Origin of the sequence: Cryptosporangium japonicum, assembly GCF_039524755.1 — a bacterium.
In the GTDB taxonomy this organism is placed as follows: domain Bacteria; phylum Actinomycetota; class Actinomycetes; order Mycobacteriales; family Cryptosporangiaceae; genus Cryptosporangium; species Cryptosporangium japonicum.
Genome location: NZ_BAAAGX010000033.1, coordinates 80,019 through 100,423 on the forward strand (window position 1 = coordinate 80,019; position 20,405 = coordinate 100,423).

18 protein-coding genes are annotated in these 20,405 nt (G+C 71.5%); 2 read left to right on the plus strand and 16 right to left on the minus strand.

Going from position 1 to position 20,405, the window contains the following annotated elements:
* Nucleotides 1-10 precede the first annotated feature (10 nt).
* From ABD437_RS35840 to pgsA, 15 genes are all read right to left on the minus strand, one after another.
* Nucleotides 11-2,455 (minus strand): RelA/SpoT family protein, encoded by a 2,445-nt coding sequence (locus ABD437_RS35840; protein ID WP_425558320.1) that lies wholly within the window; start codon nt 2,453-2,455, stop codon nt 11-13.
* Between the two features lie 103 nt (nt 2,456-2,558).
* Complete coding sequence (locus tag ABD437_RS35845) at nt 2,559-3,140, minus strand: adenine phosphoribosyltransferase (protein ID WP_344653409.1); 582 nt, start codon at nt 3,138-3,140, stop codon at nt 2,559-2,561.
* Nucleotides 3,137-4,315 carry a protein translocase subunit SecF gene (secF, locus tag ABD437_RS35850; RefSeq protein ID WP_344653410.1) on the minus strand — a complete coding sequence of 393 codons (1,179 nt, stop codon included), beginning with the start codon at nt 4,313-4,315 and terminating at the stop codon, nt 3,137-3,139. Before secF ends, ABD437_RS35845 begins: the two co-directional genes overlap by 4 nt.
* A 1-nt stretch (nt 4,316) precedes the next feature.
* Nucleotides 4,317-6,287, minus strand: coding sequence for a protein translocase subunit SecD (gene secD / locus ABD437_RS35855; RefSeq protein ID WP_344653411.1), 1,971 nt, complete (start codon nt 6,285-6,287; stop codon nt 4,317-4,319).
* A 215-nt stretch (nt 6,288-6,502) separates the two neighbouring features.
* Nucleotides 6,503-6,991 carry a preprotein translocase subunit YajC gene (gene yajC / locus ABD437_RS35860; RefSeq protein WP_344653412.1) on the minus strand — a complete coding sequence of 163 codons (489 nt, stop codon included), beginning with the start codon at nt 6,989-6,991 and terminating at the stop codon, nt 6,503-6,505.
* A gap of 304 nt (nt 6,992-7,295) precedes the next feature.
* Nucleotides 7,296-8,378, minus strand: a complete 1,083-nt coding sequence (gene ruvB / locus ABD437_RS35865) for a Holliday junction branch migration DNA helicase RuvB (RefSeq protein WP_344653413.1) — start codon at nt 8,376-8,378, stop codon at nt 7,296-7,298.
* Nucleotides 8,375-8,974, minus strand: coding sequence for a Holliday junction branch migration protein RuvA (ruvA, locus tag ABD437_RS35870; protein WP_344653414.1), 600 nt, complete (start codon nt 8,972-8,974; stop codon nt 8,375-8,377). The genes ruvB and ruvA overlap by 4 nt, the downstream gene beginning before the upstream one ends.
* Nucleotides 8,971-9,486 (minus strand): crossover junction endodeoxyribonuclease RuvC, encoded by a 516-nt coding sequence (gene ruvC, locus ABD437_RS35875; protein WP_344653415.1) that lies wholly within the window; start codon nt 9,484-9,486, stop codon nt 8,971-8,973. Before ruvC ends, ruvA begins: the two co-directional genes overlap by 4 nt.
* 53 nt (nt 9,487-9,539) lie before the next feature.
* Nucleotides 9,540-10,289, minus strand: a complete 750-nt coding sequence (locus ABD437_RS35880) for a YebC/PmpR family DNA-binding transcriptional regulator (protein WP_344653416.1) — start codon at nt 10,287-10,289, stop codon at nt 9,540-9,542.
* The gene (pdxT, locus tag ABD437_RS35885; RefSeq protein ID WP_344653703.1) at nt 10,286-10,903 is read right to left on the minus strand and encodes a pyridoxal 5'-phosphate synthase glutaminase subunit PdxT; all 618 of its coding nucleotides are present in this window, start codon (nt 10,901-10,903) and stop codon (nt 10,286-10,288) included. The genes ABD437_RS35880 and pdxT overlap by 4 nt, the downstream gene beginning before the upstream one ends.
* The gene (gene pdxS, locus ABD437_RS35890; protein WP_425558326.1) at nt 10,897-11,811 is read right to left on the minus strand and encodes a pyridoxal 5'-phosphate synthase lyase subunit PdxS; all 915 of its coding nucleotides are present in this window, start codon (nt 11,809-11,811) and stop codon (nt 10,897-10,899) included. Before pdxS ends, pdxT begins: the two co-directional genes overlap by 7 nt.
* 60 nt (nt 11,812-11,871) lie before the next feature.
* The gene (locus tag ABD437_RS35895; RefSeq protein ID WP_344653418.1) at nt 11,872-12,411 is read right to left on the minus strand and encodes a hypothetical protein; all 540 of its coding nucleotides are present in this window, start codon (nt 12,409-12,411) and stop codon (nt 11,872-11,874) included.
* A 34-nt stretch (nt 12,412-12,445) separates the two neighbouring features.
* The gene (locus ABD437_RS35900) at nt 12,446-13,642 is read right to left on the minus strand and encodes a glycosyltransferase family 4 protein (RefSeq protein ID WP_344653419.1); all 1,197 of its coding nucleotides are present in this window, start codon (nt 13,640-13,642) and stop codon (nt 12,446-12,448) included.
* Nucleotides 13,642-14,550 carry a phosphatidylinositol mannoside acyltransferase gene (locus ABD437_RS35905; protein WP_344653420.1) on the minus strand — a complete coding sequence of 303 codons (909 nt, stop codon included), beginning with the start codon at nt 14,548-14,550 and terminating at the stop codon, nt 13,642-13,644. Before ABD437_RS35905 ends, ABD437_RS35900 begins: the two co-directional genes overlap by 1 nt.
* Nucleotides 14,547-15,284, minus strand: a complete 738-nt coding sequence (gene pgsA / locus ABD437_RS35910; protein WP_344653421.1) for a phosphatidylinositol phosphate synthase — start codon at nt 15,282-15,284, stop codon at nt 14,547-14,549. Before pgsA ends, ABD437_RS35905 begins: the two co-directional genes overlap by 4 nt.
* Nucleotides 15,285-15,564: 280 nt before the next feature.
* Between pgsA and ABD437_RS35915 the strand changes: the two genes are divergently transcribed.
* Entirely contained in the window at nt 15,565-17,787 is a 2,223-nt protein-coding gene (locus tag ABD437_RS35915; protein ID WP_344653422.1) for an elongation factor G-like protein EF-G2, read from the plus strand.
* A 10-nt stretch (nt 17,788-17,797) separates the two neighbouring features.
* Nucleotides 17,798-18,328 (plus strand): HIT family protein, encoded by a 531-nt coding sequence (locus ABD437_RS35920; RefSeq protein WP_344653423.1) that lies wholly within the window; start codon nt 17,798-17,800, stop codon nt 18,326-18,328.
* Here ABD437_RS35920 and thrS read toward each other — a convergent pair.
* Nucleotides 18,325-20,361 carry a threonine--tRNA ligase gene (thrS, locus tag ABD437_RS35925; protein WP_344653424.1) on the minus strand — a complete coding sequence of 679 codons (2,037 nt, stop codon included), beginning with the start codon at nt 20,359-20,361 and terminating at the stop codon, nt 18,325-18,327. The two genes, ABD437_RS35920 and thrS, sit on opposite strands and share 4 nt — an antisense overlap.
* Nucleotides 20,362-20,405 lie beyond the last annotated feature (44 nt).

Here is a 20,405-nt window from a genome sequence, read left to right on the forward strand (position 1 = left end):
CGGCGCCTCCTTAACCTGACGTCACACGGTACGCGTCGTACACGCCCTCGACCCGGCGGACGACACGGAGCAGGTGCCCGAGATGCTTCGGGTCGGCCATCTCGAACGTGAACTTCGAGACCGCCACCCGGTCGCGGGTGGTGCTCACCGTCGCCGACAGGATGTTGACCTTCTCGTCCGAGAGCACCTTCGTGACGTCGGAGAGCAGGCGGTGCCGGTCGAGCGCCTCCACCTGGATCGCGACCAGGAACGTCGACCCGGCGGTGGGTGCCCACGACACCTCGACCAGGCGCTCTTCCTTGCTCTTCAGGTCGGACGCGTTCGTGCAGTCTTCCCGGTGCACGCTGATCATGCCGCTGCGCGTGACGAACCCGAGGATCGAATCCCCCGGCACCGGCGTGCAGCACTTCGCCAGCTTCACCCAGACGTCGTCGCCGGCGTTGCTGACGATGACCCCCGGATCGCCGGGGCCGGCCGGGCGCGAGCGGTGCTTGGCCGGGCGCGCGGTCTCGGCCAGGTCCTCGGTGGCGCCCTCGGCCCCGCCGAGCGAGGCCACGACCCGCTGGATGACCGCCTGCGCGGACACCTGGTTCTCCCCGACCGCGGCGTAGAGCGCGCTGATGTCGGACAGGTGCAGATCACGCGCGATCGTCAGCAGCGCGTCGCCGCCGAGCAGCCGTTGCAGCGGCAGACCCTGCTTGCGCATGACCCGCTGCAACGCGTCCTTGCCGGACTCGATCGCGTCTTCCCGGCGCTCCTTGGCGAAGTACTGGCGGATCTTCGTGCGCGCCCGCGGCGACTTCACGAACGAGAGCCAGTCCTGGCTGGGGCCGGCGTTCTCGGACTTCGACGTGAAGATGTCGACCGTGTCGCCGTTGTTGAGCGTGCTCTCCAGCGGAACCAGCTTGCCGTTGACCCGGGCGCCGATGCAGCGGTGCCCGACCTCGGTGTGCACGGCGTAGGCGAAGTCGACCGGGGTGGAGTCCTTGGTCAGCGCCACCACGTCGCCCTTGGGCGTGAAGACGTAGACCTCCTGGCCGCCCAGGTCGAACCGGAGCGCCTCGAGGAACTCCCCCGGATCGCTCGCCTCGCGCTGCCAGTCGAGCAACTGGCGCAGCCAGGCCATGTCGTCGACGGTGGCCGGCGGACCGGCGACCTCGGCGCCCTTGGTCTCCTTGTACTTCCAGTGCGCGGCGATGCCGTACTCGGCGGTGCGGTGCATCGCCAGCGTGCGGATCTGCAGCTCGATCGGCTTGCCCTCGGGCCCGATGACCGTGGTGTGCAGCGACTGGTACATGTTGAACTTCGGCATCGCGATGTAGTCCTTGAAGCGGCCGGGGACCGGCTGCCAGGACGCGTGGATGACGCCGAGCGCGGCGTAGCAGTCGCGCACCGAATCGACCAGGACGCGGATGCCGACCAGGTCGTAGATGTCGGCGAAGTCGCGGCCGCGCACGATCATCTTCTGGTAGATCGAGTAGTAGTGCTTCGGGCGCCCGACCACGGTGGCGCGGATCTTCGCGTTCTTCAGGTCGCCCTGGACCTGCGTGGTGACGTCGGCCAGGCCCCGGTCACGCGCCGGGGAGTGCTCCTGCACCAGCCGCGCGATCTCCTCGTACCGCTTCGGGTACAGGGTCATGAACGCGAGGTCTTCCAGCTCCCACTTGACCGTGTTCATGCCCAGCCGGTGGGCCAGCGGCGCCAGCACGTCGAGCGTCTCGCGGGCCTTCTTCTCCTGCTTGGGACGCGGGAGGAAGCGCAGCGTGCGCATGTTGTGCAGCCGGTCGGCGAGCTTGATGACCAGGACGCGCGGGTCGCGCGCCATCGCGACGACCATCTTGCGGATCGTCTCGGCCTCGGCGGCGTCGCCGAACTGCACCTTGTCGAGCTTGGTCACGCCGTCGACGAGGTGCGCGACCTCGCCGCCGAAGTCGGCGTGCAGCTGCTCGAGCGTGTAGCCGGTGTCTTCCACGGTGTCGTGCAGGAGCGCCGCGACCAGCGTGGTGGTGTCCATGCCCAGCTCGGCCAGGATCGTCGCGACCGCGAGCGGGTGGGTGATGTACGGATCGCCGGACTTGCGCAGCTGACCGCGGTGGAACTGCTCGGCGACGTCGTAGGCCTTCTGCAGCAGCCGGACGTCGGCCTTCGGGTGGGCGCCGCGGTGCGTGGCGACCAGCGGCTCGAGAACGACGTTCACCGCGCCCTGCCACGAGGGGGCGCTGAAGCGCGCGAGCGCGGCCCGGACCCGGCGCCCGGTGGGGGCACCGATGCCGGCCGGCTCGGAGCCGGCCCCGTTCGCGGAGACGACCGACGAATCAGCGTGCGGAAGCGCGCCGTCGGGCACAGCCGCGTCGGCACCGGAGACGGGGACGGGATCCCGCTGCCCACCGGTGACCGTCGGCGCGACGTCTGACACAGGCCGCTCCCTCTGCTGGACGCATCGAGCTCTCTCCATGCTACGCGGACGGCCACCACCGACCGCGTCGCCTTCCACAGGAGCCCAGGACAGCGACCGCTGCCCTACTGGTCACAACACCGTGTCCGTACGGTTGATGCCCTTACACCGTCAACAAGGCGTGTACCTCGCGCCCGCCGAGGCGCGCACGGCCGTCCAGGAACGCGAGCTCCATCAGCACCGAGAACCCGACGATCTCGCCGCCGGCCTGCTCGACCAGCGAGATCGCGGCCGCGGCCGTCCCGCCGGTGGCGAGCACGTCGTCGAGGAGCAGCACCCGCGCGCCGGGCTCGAACGCGTCGGCGTGGACCTCGAGCACCGCCTCGCCGTACTCGAGCGCGTACGCGGCCGACACGGTCTCGCGGGGCAGCTTGCCCGCCTTCCGGATCGGCACCAGGCCCGCGCCGCTGGCGTAGGCCACGGCCGCCGCCAGCACGAACCCGCGCGCCTCGATGCCGGCGACGACGTCGAACGCGCCGCCGTGCTCGGTCGCGATCACGTCGATCACCTGCGCGAACGCCGGGCCGTCGGCGAACAGCGGGGTGAGGTCCTTGAAGCCGACCCCCGGCTTCGGGAAGTCGGGGACGTCGACGACGTGCGCGGTGATCAGCTCACTCACGGCGGCCGGCGTGACCGGCCCACCGCCGACCCGGCCGGCGATGGGCCCGTGCGACGGTGCGGTCATCGTTTCTTGCGGCTTCCGCTCGGACGACCCGGACGGTTGCCGCCGGTGCGGCGCCGGTTCGGCTGCTGGGCGGGCCGGGTGGAGCTGCGGTTCGTGCGGGCGGCGGCGGCCGCCGGCTCACGATCGCTGTCGTCCTCGTCCTCGTCGGCCTCGGCCGTGTCGTCGACCAGGTCGTCGACGTCCGCGACCGTCTCCGGCGTGGCCTTGGCCGCGTTCGCGCGCTTGTTCGCGACCCGCTCCTTGAGCGCCCGGTAGCGGGGCTCGCGCTCCTTCATGTCGACCAGCCACGGCGTCGCCAGGAACAGCGACGAGTAGGCCCCGGCGGCCAGACCGACGAACAGCACCAGCGCGAGGTCCTTGAGCGTGCCGACGCCGAGCAGGCCGGCGCCGACGAAGAGCAGGCCACCGACCGGCAGCAGCGAGATCAGCGAGGTGTTGATCGAACGCATCAGCGTCTCGTTCACCGCGTTGTTCGCGGCCTCGGCGTAGTCGATCCGCGAACCGCCGACGATGCCCCGGGTGTCCTCGGAGACCTTGTCGAACACGACGACCGTGTCGTACAGCGAGAAACCGAGGATCGTGAGCAGACCGACGATCGTCGAGGGTGTGACCTCGAACCCGACGATCGAGTAGATACCGGCCGTCAGCAGCAGGTCGTGCAGCAGCGCGGCGAGCGCGGCGATCGCCATCTTGAACTCGAACCGGATCGCCAGGTACGCGGCGACCAGGACGAGGAACACGACGAGCGCGATCAACGCCTTGTCGGTGACCTGACCGCCCCACGACGAGCTCACCGCGTTGTCGGTGATGTCGTTGGGGTTGATGTCGTACGTCGACGCGATCGCGTCCTTGACCTCGGCCGTCTTCTCCGGCGAGAGCGACGCGGTCTTGATGACGAACTTCGCGTCGTTGCCGCGGCCGGCCTCCTGGCCGGTCTGCACCTCGACGCCGGTCTCGTCGATCGTCTCCGAGACCTGCTCGAGCGACACGCCGCTCGGCTGCTTGAACACGAACGAGGTACCACCGGAGAACTCGATGCCCCAGTTGAAGCCCCGGATCGCGATCGTGCCGATCAGGAGGACCCCGATCACCACGGACGCGATGTACCACCGCCTCCGCGTACCGATGAAGTCGAAGTTGGTCTCGCCCCGGTAGAGGCGTCCGGCCAGTCCCATCTCAGGACTCCTTCGGGCTGACACGACGGGCGGTCGCGCGCCGTCCGGCAGCTCCGACGGCAGGTGCGTCGGAGGCCTTACGCAGCGTACCCAGCCCGGAGAAGCGCGGTGACGTGAACCGGCGCGACCGGGAGAGCAGGGCGACCAGGGGGTGCGTGAAGAGGAACACGATGATGACGTCGACGAGCGTGGAGAGGCCCAGCGTGAACGCGAAGCCCTTCACCGCCCCGACGGCCAGGATGTAGAGCACCGCGGCGGCGAGGAACGAGACCGCGTCGGCCGACAGGATCGTCCGCCGGGCACGGGCCCAGGCCCGCGGCACGGCCGAACGGACGCTGCGGCCGTCACGCACCTCGTCCTTCAGGCGTTCGAAGAAGACGACGAACGAGTCGGCGGTGATACCGACCGCGACGATGAAGCCGGCGACCCCGGCGAGCGTCAGCGTGAGGCCGATCTGGCGGCCGAGCAGGATGATCGCGGCGTAGATGATCGCGCCGGACATCGCGAGGCTGGCGATCGTCACCAGGCCCAGGGCCCGGTAGTAGAGCAGTGAGTAGACGACCACCAGAGCCAGGCCGATGCCGCCGGCGAGCAGGCCGGCTTCGAGCTGCTCGATGCCGAGCGTCGGGCTGATCGTCTCCGCGGTCTCCACCGTGAACGACAGGGGCAGCGCGCCGAACTTCAGCTTCGCCGCGAGGTCCTGCGCCTCGACCTTGGTGAACTGACCGCTGATCTGGGTGTCACCGGTGATGACCTCGTTGGTGGTCGGCGCCGAGATGACCTCGTTGTCGAGCACCACCGCGACCTGCTTCTGCAGCGTCGCCTTGGTCAGCGCGGTCCACTTGTCCTGGCCCTTGCCGGTGAACTTCAGGTTGACGACCCAGCCGCCCTGCTGCTGGTTGAACGTGAAGCTCGCGGTGTTGATGTCGGTGCCGACGACACCGGCCTTCTCCAGCTTGTACTTCGTGGTGTCCTGGCAGGCGACGACCTGCTGGTTGACCGGGTCGATCGAACCGGCCGGACGCTCGTCGAGCATCTTGCAGGTGATCCACGGGACCTTGTACTGCCAGTCGATCGGCAGCGCGGCGACCTCGGCCTCGGTGAGCTTCTTCGCGCCCGGCTCGAAGATCGCGGCGAGCTGCGGGTTGGTGGCCGCACCGGCGAAGTCCTGCGCGGTGCCCTGCTGGACGTAGGTCGCGGCGTCCTTCGGGAACTTGGCCAGCGCCGACTTCTGCAGCGCGGCCTGGCTCGCCGACGTCGGCGAGGCGGCCGGGGTGGGGCTGGCGCTGCCCGACGGGCTCGCGGACGTGCTCGGCGCCGGGCTCGCCGAACCGGCGGTCGACGGCGTCGGGGTGGGGGTGTCCTCGGCGGCCGGGACGGCGGCCGGCGCGGCCTGCGGCACCGAGCCGCCACCGCCGCCACCGTTGCCCGAGGCGGACGGGCTCGCGTTGGTCTGGGCCGACGGCGACGCGCTGCCCGACGGGCTCGCGCTCCCGGACGGGGTCGGGGTGGCCGTGCCGGACGTCGACGGGGCCGGCGTGGCCGCGAGCGACGCGGTGGCCTTGATCGCGTCGATGTCCTGCGCCGACTCGAGGACGGCGCGGAACCGCAGCTGGGCCGGCTCGCCGACCTGCTTGATCGCGTCGTTGTTCTCGCCCGGGGCGTTGATGACGATGTTGCTGTCGCCCTCGGTGACGACCTCGGCCTCGGCGACACCGGTGCCGTTGACCCGGTTCTCGATGATCTGCCGCGCCTGTTCGAGCTGCTCGGCGTCGGGCGCCTTGCCGTTCTCCTGCGCCGCGTGGAGCGTCACCGTGGTGCCGCCCTGCAGGTCGAGGCCGAGGCGGGGCGTGAGTTTGTCGGCGACCGACCCCTTGCCCTGAAGGAATACGAGCGCGTAGAGCGCGATCACGATGACCGCGAGGACGGCGAGATACCGCCCGGCACGCAGCTGTCCGCGAGGTGGTGCCACGCTGAAAGGTCTCCTTCAGTGCTCCGGGCGGCAATTCCTGCTGCCCCGGGTGAGTTCGCGCTACCGCCGTGCTCGTGCGTGGTCCGGCCGGTTCGGCCCGGCAGCACGGCGGTACGTCCGATTGGTGACGCTATCCGGTCGGCCCGTGCCGCGTGGGCCCGTGCCGGGTACGACCGGTGGCACGACGCTACTCCGATCGCGCCACCGGCCGGTGATCAACGGCGGTCGGTGCTGCTGTCGGCCTCGGAGGCCGGCCGCGGGTCCGCGGTGGGGTCGCTCGGCGCGGCCGGGGCCGCGGGGGCCGCGGGGGCCTCGGGGGCCTTGGGCGCCGGGGTCTCGACGACGGGAGTGGTGTCCACGACCGGGGTGGTGTCCACGACCGCGGCGTCGGTCACCGGGACGTCGTCCTCGTCGACCACGTCGTCGTTCGGGGCGAGGCCGGCCTTCACGGCCTCCTCGTCCGAGAGCACCTTGGCGATCGCCTGACGCGCGTACCGGTTCGTCACACCCGGCGAGACCTCGAGGACGACCGACTCGCTGTCGGCGGTGACCACCGTGCCGTAGAGGCCGCCGAGCGTCATCACCGGCGCGCCCTCTTCGACCGTGCTCTGCATCTGGGTCATCTGCTTGCGACGCTGCGACTGCGGCCGGATGACCAGGAAGTACATCAGCGCGAACACACCGACCAGGAGCAGCAGCGGCAAAATGCTCCCACCGCTCTGGGACTGTTCTGCAGCTACGACAGCAGGCACGGAGAGCCCTTTCATACATTCGTCAGCGGGGTCGTACGGGGGTGCGACTGCGGAAGTCTAGTAGCAGACGCTCAGGCCGCCGTCACTCGGTAACCCGACACGGCCGGTCGCGTCGCCTACTTTCCCGACGACGGATCGTCAACGCCCGGTCCGGCGCCATCGTTCCGGGCCGAGGTGACCCCGCGGGAATTGTCGTCGAATCGAGTCCGGGAGGAACGCACGGACGCCGACTCCTCGCTGTTTCACCGATGACGAATCACGGCGCGGCGCGGAAACCGCCGCCGAAGAGATCGTTCGGATCGACCGGCGCGGTGCCCGCGGCCAGCGCCGCCGGCGAGCCGGGGGGTGGGGTCCGGCCCAGGTGCGCCCAGGCGGCCGGCGTCGCGATCCGGCCGCGTGGTGTCCGGGCGAGCAGCCCGGCACGCACCAGGAACGGCTCGGCGACCTCTTCGACGGTGCCCGGCTCCTCCCCCACCGCCACCGCGAGCGTCGAGAGCCCCACCGGGCCGCCGCCGAACGACGACACCAGCGCGTCCAGCACCGCGCGGTCGAGCCGGTCGAGCCCGACCCGGTCCACCTCGTACACCGCGAGCGCGGCCCGGGCGATGTCCTCGGTGACGATTCCGTCCGCGCGCACCTCGGCGTAGTCGCGCACCCGGCGCAGCAGCCGGTTCGCGATCCGGGGTGTGCCCCGCGAGCGGCCGGCGATCTCGGCCGCGCCCGCCGGATCGACGCGGACACCGAGGATGTTCGCCGACCGGTCCAGTACCCGCTCCAGGTCGGCGGGCCCGTAGAAGTCCAGGTGGGCGACGAACCCGAAGCGGTCACGCAGCGGGCCGGTCAGCAGACCCGACCGGGTGGTGGCCCCGACCAGCGTGAACGGCTCCACGTCGAGCGGGATCGCGGTGGCGCCGGGGCCCTTGCCGACGACGACGTCGACGCGGAAGTCCTCCATCGCCGAGTACAGCAACTCCTCGGCCGGACGCGCGATGCGGTGGATCTCGTCGATGAACAGCACGTCGCCGCGGGCGAGCGTGGTGAGCACCGCGGCGAGGTCACCGGAGCGTTCGATCGCCGGGCCGCTGGTGACCCGGATCGCGCTGCCGAGCTCGGCCGCGACGATCATCGCCAGGCTCGTCTTGCCCAGGCCCGGGGGGCCGGAGAGCAGGATGTGGTCGGGCGGGCGGTTGCGCCGCTGCGCGCTGCGCAGCAGGACGTCGAGCTGCTCGCGGACGCGGTGCTGCCCGATGAACTCGTCGAGCTGGCGTGGACGCAGGCTGGTCTCGACGTCGCGCTCTTCCGGCGCGGCGTAGGCCGAGACGACGTCGTCGGCGGTCATCGGTTCTTCCCCAGCACCTGGATCGCCCGGCGGAGCGCGGCCGCGACCTCGACCGGCCTGCCCTCGAAGTCGGCCGCCACGATGCCCACCGCGTCCTCGGCCTCCTTGGCCGACCAGCCCAGCCCGGTCAGGCCCTCACGCACCGCTTCCGGCCAGCCGCCGGCCGGGGCGAGGCCGGGTACCGCGACCGGGTCGACCGAGCCGATCTTGTCGCGCAGTTCCAACACGAGCCGCTCGGCGCCCTTCTTGCCGATGCCGGACACCCGGGTCAGCGCCGCGGTGTCCGCGCTCGCGATCGCCACCCGCACCGCGTCGGGGGAATGGACGGCGAGCACCGCGAGGGCCAGGCGGGGCCCGACGCCGCTCGCGGTCTGGAGCAGCTCGAAGATCATCCGCTCGTCGTCGGTGGCGAAACCGTAGAGCGTGAGCGAGTCCTCGCGGACGACGAGGCTGGTCGCCAGGCGCGTCGGTGACCCGACCCGCAGCCCGCTGAGCGTGGCCGGCGTGCAGTGCACCGCGATGCCGACCCCGCCCACCTCCACCACGGCCCCGTCGGGCCCCACCGCGGCGACGTCGCCACGCACCGACGCGATCACGGGCGTCCCTTCGCGATGGCGGCGGCCAGGCGGGCCTGCTGCGGCGCGCGCCAGAGGTGACAGATGGCCAGGGCCAGCGCGTCGGCCGCGTCGGCGGGTTTCGGGACCGCGCCCAGGCCGAGGATGCGTGCCACCATCGTGCCGACCTGCGCCTTGTCGGCCGAGCCCGACCCGGTGACCGCGGCCTTGACCTCGGACGGGGTGTGCATCGCGACCGGTACCCCGGCGCGGGTCGCGGCCACCAGGGCCAGCCCGGCGGCCTGCGCGGTGCCCATCACCGTGCGCACGTTGTGCTGCGCGAACACCCGCTCCACCGCGACGAAGTCCGGCTGGAACTCCGCGATCGCGGCGGCGAGCCCGTCCGCGATGGCCATCAGCCGGTGGCCGAGCTCGGCGTCGGCCGGCGTGCGGATCACGTCCACGTGGACGAGACCGCACCTCCGGCCGGGCGCACCGTCCACCACACCGACACCGCAGCGGGTGAGCCCCGGATCGACTCCGAGCACGCGCAAGCCCGTCCACCTCCGTACAGTTGTTCGTACGGAGAGGATCAAACCATACGGGGTCAGTCGACCTCGGCCATGACCTCGTCGGAGACGTCGAAGTTCGCGTAGACGTTCTGCACGTCGTCGCTGTCCTCGAGGGCGTCGATCAGCTTGAACACCTTGCGCGCGCCCTCGGCGTCGAGCGGGATCTGCATGCTCGGCACGAACGACGAGTCGGCCGAGTCGTAGTCGATGCCGGCCTCCTGCAGCGCGGTGCGCACCGCGACCAGGTCGGTGGACTCGCTGACGACCTCGAACTCCTCGCCGAGGTCGTTGACCTCCTCGGCGCCGGCCTCCAGCACCGCCAGCAGCACGTCGTCCTCGGAGAGCTCGCCCTTGGGGACGATGATGACGCCCTTGCGGTGGAACAGGTACGAGACGCTGCCCGGGTCGGCCATCTGACCGCCGTTGCGCGTCATCGCGATGCGCACCTCGGACGCGGCCCGGTTGCGGTTGTCGGTGAGGCACTCGATCAGGACCGCGACGCCGTTGGGGCCGTAGCCCTCGTACGTGATGTTCTGGTAGTCGGCTCCGCCGCCCTCGGCCCCGGAACCGCGCTTGACCGCACGATCGATGTTGTCGTTGGGCACCGAGCTCTTCTTCGCCTTCTGGATGGCGTCGTAGAGCGTGGGGTTACCGGCCGGGTCGCCGCCGCCGGTGCGGGCCGCGACCTCGACGTTCTTGATCAGCTTGGCGAACATCTTGCCGCGCTTGGCGTCGATGACGGCCTTTTTGTGCTTCGTAGTCGCCCATTTGGAGTGGCCGCTCACCGTACTGCCTCCTCTTTCGTCTGCGCGTCCTGGACCATCCGCACGAACAGATCGTGCACGCGGAGGTCACCCGTCAACTCCGGGTGGAAGGAAGTCGCCAGCAGGTTGCCCTGCCGAACGGCGACGATCCTACCGTCCGCCGGTCCGCCGCTGACCCGGGCGAGCACCTCGACGTCCGATGAGACCTTTTCGACCCACGGTGCCCGGATGAAGACGGCGTGCACCGGCTCGCCGTCCACACCCTCGAAGTTCAGATCCGTCTCGAACGAGTCGACCTGGCGGCCGAACGCGTTGCGGCGCACGACCATGTCGATGCCGCCGAAGCTCTCCTGATCGGCACGCCCGTCGAGCACGTCGGAGGCGAGCATGATCATCCCGGCGCACGAGCCGTACACCGGCATCCCCTCGGCGATCCGCTCCCGGATCGGCTCGAGCAGGTCGAACACCTTGGCCAGCCGGCTCATCACGGTGGACTCGCCGCCCGGGATCACCAGCCCGTCGACGGCGGCCAGCTCCGCGGGCCGGCGCACCGGCACCGCGTCGGCACCGGCCGCCCGCAGCGCCGAGACGTGCTCACGAACGTCGCCCTGGAGGGCGAAGACCCCGATCACCAGCCGCGGTTCGCGTACTTCTGGTCGACCGGCAGGGTGTCGACGTTGAGGCCCACCATGGCCTCGCCCAGGCCACGCGAGACCTTCGCGATGACGTCGGGGTCGTCGTGGAACGTGGTGGCCTTGACGATCGCCTCGGCGCGCTTGGCCGGATCGCCGGACTTGAAGATGCCGGAACCGACGAACACCCCCTCGGCGCCCAGCTGCATCATCATCGCGGCGTCGGCCGGGGTGGCGATGCCGCCGGCGGTGAACAGCACGACCGGCAGCTTGCCCAGCGACGCGACTTCCTTGACCAGCTCGTACGGCGCCTGCAGGTTCTTCGCCGCGACGAACAGCTCGGTCTCGTCGAGCGTCGTCAGCCGGCGGATCTCCGTGCGGATCGAGCGCATGTGCCGGGTGGCCTCGACGACGTTGCCGGTGCCGGCCTCGCCCTTGGAACGGATCATCGCCGCACCCTCGGCGATGCGGCGCAGCGCCTCACCCAGGTTCGTCGCACCGCACACGAACGGAACCGTGAACGCCCACTTGTCGATGTGGTGCTCCTCGTCGGCCGGCGTGAGCACCTCCGACTCGTCCACGTAGTCGACGCCGAGCGCCTGCAGCACCTGGGCCTCGACGAAGTGCCCGATCCGCGCCTTGGCCATCACCGGGATCGACACCGCCGAGACGATGCCCTCGATCATGTCCGGGTCGCTCATCCGGGCCAGGCCGCCCTGGGCGCGGATGTCGGCCGGCACGCGCTCCAGCGCCATGACCGCGACCGCACCGGCGTCCTCGGCGATCTTCGCCTGCTCCGGCGTGACGACGTCCATGATCACGCCACCCTTGAGCATCTCGGCCATGCCGCGCTTCACTCGGGCGGTACCGGTCGTACCTGCGGGATTCTGGGGCTGGGCGGACACGGCTATCCGGCCTTTCAGGTTTCGGGGCGGGGAAATCTCTTCATGCTAGCTCTGCGCGGGAGCTGATTACGACTGGCCGCTTGTGGCCCTGCCGACATCCTCCGCGGCGGCCCGGCGCACGGCTTCGCGCTCGCGACGGTCGTTCTCCACCGCGTCCAGGTCCAGCTCGTCGACGTCGAAATACTGCGGGAGCGGTTGCCGGCGCGCAAGCCAGAAGATCCGCGGGATGCGTGCGGACCGCAGCGAACGGGTGTCGCGCACGGCGTCGTTGTAGACCTGCCTGGCGACGACCAGCCGGCGGTTCTCGGCCAGCAGGCCCGGTGCGTCGAGCGCCGCGGTGCCGAGTTGACGCAGCTCGCGGACCAGGTCGTTCTCCGCGCCCTGGCGCGCGTCGGTGTCCGGAGAGCCGCTGGTGAGCGTGGCCGTGGCCAGGTCGGCGGCGGCGGGGAGCGCGGCGGCGGCCCGCGCGCGGCGGCCGAGCTGCTCGGCGAGCGCGTCGAGGGCGGCAGCCGTGCGTGCGGTGAGCCGGGCGATGCGCCGGGCGAGCCACCAGACGTACAGCAGGACGAACACCAGCGCCACGACGATGACGACCGGCCAGTCCACGGAACGACTGTATCGGGTCGGTGAATCGGGTTTGTTACCGCAGCCGTTCCCGAAGGTAATGCGGCAACCGCAGGGTGGAAACCTCGTCCTCGTCGGTGACCGTCGGCTCGCTCGGGTAGGCGGCGATCGCGCTCTGGTAGACGTCGACCACCCGCGCGGCCACCACCGGCCAGTCGAACGCGGCCACTGTCGACTGGCCCACCGCGGCCAGCGCCCGCCGCCGCGCCGGGTCGTCGAGCAGCTCACCGAGGCAGTGCGCGAGCGCGGCCGGCTGCCCGGTGGGGAACAGCGCGCCGGCCCGCCCGTCGTCGAGCACGCGCCGGAACGCGTCGAGGTCGCTGGCCGCGATCGTCGCGCCGGCGGCCATGGCCTCGGTGAGGATGATGCCGAACGACTCCCCGCCGGTGTTCGGGGCCACGTACACGTCGACGCTGCGCAGCATCCGGGCCTTGTCGGTCTCCGAGACCATGCCGAGCAGCGTGACGCGGGGACGCAGCGCGCGCGGCAGTGCGTCGAGCGCGTCGTCGGCGTCGCCCGGGCCGGCGACCAGCAGCCGCAGGCCCGGCCGGTCCGGCGCGAGCCGGGCGAACGCGTCCGCGAGCACGGTGAAGCCCTTGCGCGGCTCGCCGAAGCGCCCCAGGAACCCCAGCGCGCCGCCCTCGCCCGGCCACCCCGGCAGCGGCACCGCGTCGGCGAACTTCCCGACCGCCACCCCGTTCGGGATCTCCACCGCGCCGCCGTCGAGGTGCTCGACCTGCACGCGCCGGGCCAGCGCCGACACCGCGATCCGGGCGGTGATCTTCTCCAGCACCGGCTGCAGCGCGCTGTGCACCGCGGCGAGCGTGCGCGAGCGCTGAGTGGCGGTGTGGAACGTCGCCACGATCGGGCCGGTGGCCGCGACGCAGGCCAGCAGCGAGAGCGACGGGGCGATCGGTTCGTGCACGTGCAGCACGTCGAACCGGCCGTCACGCAGCCAGCGCCGCACCCGCGCCAGCGAGAGCGGGCCGAACGCCAGGCGGGCCACCGAGCCGTTGTACGGCACCGGCACCGCGCGCCCGGCGGCCACGACGTACGGCGGCAGCTCCTGGCCGCCGTCGGCCGGCTCCTCGGCCGGCGCCAGCACCGACACCTCGTGACCGAGGCCGATCAGCGCCTCGGCCAGGTCGCGGACGTGCGCCTGCACACCGCCGGGTACGTCGAACGAGTAGGGGCAGACGATCCCGACGCGCATCAGCCCGTGCGCTTCTTGCGGGCGGGCAGGTCGGCCAGCCACAGCGGCTGCAGCATGTGCCAGTCCACCGGGTGCTCGGCGATGCCCTCGGCCAGCGCGTCGGCGATCCGCTGCGTCACCGCGGCGATCTGCGCGGTGTCGCGGTGCGCGTCCGGCTCGTCGGGGACCTCCAGCGGCCCGATCACCCGGGCGCGGGTCATCGGACCGTCGTTCCAGGCCTTCAGCCCGAACAGCGGCGCGCCGGTGCGCAGCGCCAGGATCGCCGGACCGGCCGGCATCTTCGTCGTCTCGCCGAAGAACTCCACCTCGACGCCGCGCGACGACAGGTCGCGGTCGGCCAGCAGCACGACGACGCGGCCCTCGCGGATGCGTTCGGCCAGCACGTCCAGCGGGTGCCGGACGCCTCCGGTGAGCGGCAGGATCTCCATCCCGAGCTTGCGCCGGAAATCGAGGAAGCGCTGGTAGAGGTCCTCGGGCTTGAGCCGCTCGGCGACCGTGGTGACCGGGATGCCGTGCAGCGTCGCCCACGCGCCGGCGAGGTCCCAGTTCGCGGCGTGCGGCAACGCCACGATCGCGCCCTTGCCCGCCGCGACCGCCTTGTCGAGCACCTCGGCGTTCTCCAGGACGAACCGCCGGTTGATCTCCTCCTCGGACCAGTCCGGCAGCCGGAACGCCTCGTGCCAGTACCGCGCGTAGGACCGCATCGCCTGCTCGGTGAGCGCGTCGACGTCGGCGTCCGGGCCCACCACCCGGCGCAGGTTCGCGGCCAGCCGCGTCGGCCCGGCGCCGCCGCGCCGCGCGAACCGCGCGGCACCGAACTGGAACAACGCCTTCACCGGGCGCTCCGGGAGCACCCGGACCAACTTCCACCCGGCGGCGTAGGCCGCCACCGTGACGCGCTGGTTCACGCCGTCTCCCGCCCGGCGTCGGCGGCCGGTTCCGCACTCGGCGCCGGGGCGCCGGGGGCGAGGTCCGGGGCCGGCCCGGGATAGCCGGTCGGTGGCGGCACCGGACCGGTGTCCAGGCGCCGGTCGGGGCGGACGCGGTCGTCCTTGGTCTGGGTCCAGACCGCGTGCACCCGCTGGCCGACGGTGAACGCGGCCAGCGCGGTCAGCAGCCACAGGATCCACTCGATGCCGCCGGGCACCCCGAGCACCTCGAGGACGCCGCCGACACCCACCAGCACCAGGCGTTCGGTGCGCTCGGCGATGCCGACGTTCGCGGTGAGCCCGAGCCCCTCGGCCCGCGCCTTCGCGTACGAGACGAGCACGCCGGTGATGAGGCAGAGCAGCGCCGCGACACCGGCCGAGTCCCGGTCCTCCCGGAACAGCCAGTAGGCGGCCGCGGCGAAGATCGACGCGTCGGCGAGCCGGTCGCAGGTCGAGTCGAGGAACGCGCCCCAGCGGCTGGACCAGCCGCGGGCCCTGGCCATCGCGCCGTCGAGCATGTCGGTGAGCGCGAAGAACGTGATCGCCAGGCCGCCGGCCAGCACGTGCCCGGGAACGACGAGGAAGATCGACGACAGCACGACGCCGGTGGTGCCGATCAGCGTCATGGCGTCCGGGGTGAGCCCCGTGCGCACCAGCGCGGTTCCGATCGGGCCGGTGACACGTTGAATCCGGTCACGCGCCTGACTGAGCATGCCGATCCGTTCTCGAAGGGCGGGGGTCAGACCACGATAGCCCGCGACCAGGACACCTCTGGCCGCGGAGGCGAGTGAGGACTGCCTTACCCGGACCGCCGGTGGGGCACGCGAAAGAATCGACCCGCGGATCGGTGCAGCCCGGTTCCGCACCACACGGGTCTTGCCCAATCGGGGGCAGCGGTGTGGGATCGGTCACACGGACCTGTCTCCGGTGGCGCGGCCGGAACACGCGCTCTGGCCGCCGCACCGGCGTCCCGGCGAGCGCGAGGAGGCCCCGATGGCACAGAAAGTGGCGGGAAGCCCCGACCGGGCGGGCTCCGCCGGGCCGGTCGTGGACGACCCCCGGTCGTTGCGCAACGTCGTCCTGGTCGGTCACTCCGGGGCCGGGAAGACCACTCTGGTCGAGGCGTTGCTCGTGGCGACCGGCACGATCGGCCGAGCCGGGTCGGTGGTCGACGGGAACACGGTCTGCGACAACGATCCGGCCGCGGTCCGGCAGCAGCGGTCGGTGACGCTGAACCTCGCGCCGATCGTGCACCGGGGCGTGAAGATCAACCTGCTCGACACCCCGGGGTACGCGGACTTCGTCGGGGAGCTGCGCGCGGGCCTGCGCGCGGCCGACGCCGCACTGTTCGTGATCTCGGCCGTCGACGGCATCGACGCCAGCACGATCGCGCTCTGGGAGGAGTGCGCGCGGGTGGGCATGCCCCGCGCGGTCGTCGTGACCCGCCTCGATCACCCCCGCGCCGACTTCGACGAGTCGGTGGCGATCTGCCAGCGGGTGTTCGGCGACGGCGTGCTGCCGCTCTACCTGCCGGTCCACGAGGCCGTCGAGGGCGCGCCGCCGACCGCGGGCAAGCAGTCGCTGGCCGACTTCCTCGGCGGCATCGACGGCGCGACCGAGCAGACCCGCACCGCCGGGCTGTTCGGTCTGATCACCCAGCAGATCTACGACTACAGCGAGGGCGGAGAGCCGGTGCTGCGGCCGGCCGACCCCGAGCACCTGGACCTGATCGAGGAGTCCCGCAACAACCTCATCGAGGGCATCATCGCCGAGAGCGAGGACGAGACCCTCATGGACCGGTACCTGGCCGGTGAGGAGATCGACCCCGACGTCCTGATCGCCGACCTGGAGACCGCGGTGTCGCGCGGCTCGTTCTACCCGGTGCTGCCGGCCGACCCGAGCACCGGCGTCGGTCTGATGGAACTGCTCGACGGCATCGTGCGTGCCTGCCCGCCACCGGACGAGCGGCCGGCGCCCGCGGTCACCACGGTCGACGGCGAGCCGTACGACATGATCACCGCCGATCCGGCCGGCCCCCTCGTGGCCGAGGTCGTGAAGACCACCGTCGACCCCTACGTCGGACGGGTCTCGCTGGTGCGCGTCTTCTCCGGGACGCTGCGCGCGGAGGACACCGTGCACGTCTCCGGCCACGGCGTGCGGGACGGGAACGACGACCACGACGCCGACGAGCGCGCCGCGCACCTCTACTCGCCGCTCGGCCCGTCGCTGCGCGAGGTGCCGTACGCGGTGGCCGGCGACCTCTGCGCGCTGACCAAGGTCGGCAGCGCCGAGACCGGCGACACGATCTCCTCGCGGGAGACCCCCCTGCTGGTCGCGCCGTGGGACCTGCCGGAGCCGCTGCTGCCGGTCGCCGTGGTGGCCAAGACCCGCAGCGACGAGGACGCGCTGGCCAAGAACCTGTCCCGCCTCATCGCCGGCGACGCCACGCTGCGCATGGACCGCAACCCGGAGACCGGCCAGCTGGTGCTCTGGACGATGGGCGAGGCGCACGCGGACGTCGTGCTCGACCGGTTGCGTGCCGGCGGCGTCGACCTGGACACCGAGGAGGTGCGGGTACCGCTGCGGGAGACGTTCGGCGGCCCGGCGAAAGGCCACGGGCGGCACGTGAAGCAGTCCGGCGGGCACGGCCAGTACGCGATCTGCGACCTCGAGATCGAGCCGCTGCCCACCGGCGGCGGGTTCGAGTTCGTCGACCGGGTCGTCGGCGGCGCGGTGCCGCACCAGTACATCCCGTCGGTGCAGAAGGGCGTCCGCCAGCAGATGGAGCGCGGCCTGGTGGCCGGTTTCCCGGTCGTCGACATCCGGGTGACGCTCGTCGACGGCAAGGCGCACAGCGTCGACTCGTCCGACGCGGCGTTCCAGCTGGCCGGGGCGCTGGCGCTGCGCGAGGCGGCCACGTCGGGCTCGATCAGCCTGCTCGAACCGGTGGACGAGGTCGACATCACGGTGCCGGACAGCTACGTCGGTCCGGTGATGAGCGACCTGTCCGGACGCCGCGGCCGCGTGCTGGGCACCGAACCGGACGAGCACGAGCGCACGGTCGTGCACGCCGAGGTGCCGGCGGCGGAGCTCACCCGCTACTCCCCCGAGCTGCGTTCGCTGACGTCGGGGACCGCGACGTTCACCCGCACGTTCGCGCGCTACGAACCGATGCCGCCGAACCTGGTGGCCAAGGCGCTCGGCGGCGATTCGTAAGATTGCCGGCATGACGGGCCCGGAGATCGAACACCAGCAGGGGGCCGGCGACCCCGATCACTTCCAGCGGCTGTGGACGCCGCACCGGATGGCCTACATCAAGGGTGAGAACGAGTCGCCCGACGGGTGCCCGTTCTGCGTGATGCCGACGCTGTCCGACTCCGACGGGCTGGTCGTCGCCCGCGGCAGCACGGTGTACGCCCTGCTCAACCTGTACCCGTACAACTCCGGGCACCTGATGGTCGTGCCGTACCGGCACGTGCCGGACTACACCGACCTCTCCGAGGACGAGGTCGCCGAACTCGGATCGTTCACCCAGGACGCCATGCGCGCCGTGCGGAAGGTGTCCGGGGCGCACGGGTTCAACATCGGCATGAACCAGGGCTCGGTGGCCGGCGCCGGCATCGCCGCCCACCTGCACCAGCACGTGGTGCCCCGGTGGGGCGGCGACACCAACTTCATGCCGGTCGTCGGCCAGACGAAGGTGCTCCCCGAACTCCTCGGGGAGACCCGACTCCTCCTGGCCGACGCCTGGCCCTAGGCCTCGGCGACGACGCCGTCGGCCACCGCGGTCTCCGGGGGTGCCGACGGGCTGACGTTGGTGCGGGAGCGCACCACGTCGAGCACGTGCTCGATCGCCGCGTCCAGCGGGACGCCGTTGCGCTGCGAGCCGTCGCGGTAGCGGAACGAGACGGTGCCGGCGGCCACGTCGTCGTCCCCAGCGATCACCATGAACGGCACCTTCTGCTTCTGCGCGTTCCGGATCTTCTTCTGCATCCGGTCGCTCGCCGAGTCGACCTCGGCGCGGATCCCCCGGGCCTTCAGGTCGGCGACGAACCGCGACAGGTACTCGACGTGGTTGTCGCCGATCGGGATGCCGGTGACCTGCACCGGGGCCAGCCACGCGGGGAACGCCCCGGCGTAGTGCTCGGTGAGCACCCCGAAGAACCGCTCGATCGAGCCGAACAGCGCGCGGTGGATCATGACCGGCCGCTGCCGGCTGCCGTCCGCGGCCTGGTACTCGAGCTCGAACTTCTCCGGCAGCATGAAGTCGAGCTGGATCGTCGACATCTGCCAGGTGCGGCCGATCGCGTCACGCGCCTGCACCGAGATCTTCGGGCCGTAGAACGCCGCGCCGCCCGGGTCGGGCACCAGCTCGAGCCCGGAGTCGGTCGCGACCCGGCGCAGGGTCTCGGTGGCGCGCTCCCAGACGTCGTCGGCCCCGATGTACTTCTCCGGGTTCCTGGTCGACAGCTCCAGGTAGAAGTCGTCGAGCCCGTAGTCCTTGAGCAGGTCCAGGACGAACTGCAGCAGCGAGGTGAGCTCCTCCTCGATCTGCTCCTGGGTGCAGAAGATGTGCGCGTCGTCCTGGGTCATGCCACGCACGCGGGTGAGGCCGTGGATCACGCCGGACTTCTCGTACCGGTACACGGTGCCGAACTCGAACATGCGCAGCGGCAGCTCGCGGTAGGACCGCCCACGCGACCGGAAGATCAGGTCGTGCATCGGGCAGTTCATCGGCTTGAGGTAGTAGTTCGCGCCCTCGACCTCCATGGGCGGGAACATGCCGTCGGCGTACCAGTCGAGGTGACCCGACACCTCGTACAGGTGACCCTTGGTGATGTGCGGGGTGTTGACGAACGCGTACCCCGCTTCCTCGTGCCGCTGCCGGGAGTAGTTCTCCATCTCCCGGCGGATGATGCCGCCCTTGGGGTGGAACACCGGCAGGCCGGAACCCAGCTCGTCGGGGAAGCTGAACAGGTCGAGCTCGGCACCGAGCTTGCGGTGGTCGCGCTTGGCCGCCTCGGCCAGCAGGTTCAGGTACTCCTTGAGCGCGTCCCGGCTGGGCCACGCGGTGCCGTAGATGCGCTGCAGCTGCGGGTTCTTCTCGCTGCCCCGCCAGTAGGCCGCCGCCGACCGCTGCAGGCTGAACGCCGGGATGTTGCGGGTGGTGGGCAGGTGCGGGCCGCGGCACAGGTCGGTCCAGACCCGGTCGCCGGTCTTGCGGTCGAGGTTGTCGTACATGGTCAGCGCGCCTTCGCCGACCTCGACGTTCGCGCCCTCGGCGTCGGCCGAGCCCTTCAGGTCGATGAGTTCCAGCTTGAAGCGCTCGTGCGAGAGCTCCTTGCGGGCCTCGTCGTCGCTGATCGGCCGGCGGTGGAAGCGCTGGTTGGCCTTGATGATCTCCTGCATGCGCTTCTCGAGGCGCTTCAGGTCCTCCGGGGTGAACGGCTTCTCCGGCAGGAAGTCGTAGTAGAAGCCGTTCTCGATCGGCGGGCCGATGCCCAGCAGGGTGCCGGGGAAGACGTCCTGCACGGCCTGGGCGAGCACGTGCGCGGTGGAGTGGCGCAGAACGTTCAGCCCGTCGGGCGAGTCCAGGAACACCGGCTCGACCTCGGCGTCGGCCTCGGGCGCCCACTCGAGGTCACGCAGGGTGCCCTCGGCGTCCCGCACGACCACCGCGGCGGCACCGCCCTCGACCGGGATCCCGGCGGCCACCAGCGCGTCCGCGGCCGTCGTCCCGGCCGGCACCACGACGGGGGCGGGCGCGTGGACGGCTTGTGCTGCGGACACGATCGGTCTCCTCGGATTCGAGTGGGGTACGACGCTCCGATGCT